The sequence below is a fragment of the Massilia sp. YIM B02769 genome, from assembly GCF_030411995.1.
Taxonomy (GTDB): Bacteria; Pseudomonadota; Gammaproteobacteria; order Burkholderiales; family Burkholderiaceae_D; genus Telluria.
In genome coordinates this window covers 1-309 of record NZ_JASNRC010000053.1, presented here as the reverse complement: position 1 = coordinate 309, position 309 = coordinate 1, and the positions used below count along the sequence as shown (strand labels likewise).

Genomic DNA, 309 nt, shown 5'->3' with positions numbered 1-309 from the left:
TGACAGTGTCCGCCGCCGCGCGCACCGGGCGCGACGCAAGCAGCGCATCGAGATAGTCTAGCCATTTCCCGCGCAGTCGCAGGCGCGCCAGCGGAGTGCCGGTCAGATCATTGAAGGTACGCCGGCATGAGAAGCAGCGGTAGCGCTGCAGGTCGTTGGCGTGGCCATGCCGGTGCCAGCGTTCGCACTGGCAATGCGGGCAGCAACGCCCGGCCGACCGGCATTGTGCGATCAGCGCCAGCACCTGGTCCAGCCCGGCAGCCGGCCGCAAGGCGTCGAGGACGCGCAGCCGCTGTGGCCCGTTCAGTG

General features: G+C 69.6%; 1 pseudogene. It reads right to left on the bottom strand.

Annotation, left to right across the window (positions count from 1 at the left end):
• Nucleotides 1-253: pseudogene (locus tag QPK31_RS26150) on the bottom strand (IS1595 family transposase); the annotation flags it as partial.
• Between the last annotated feature and the right edge of the window lie 56 nt (nucleotides 254-309).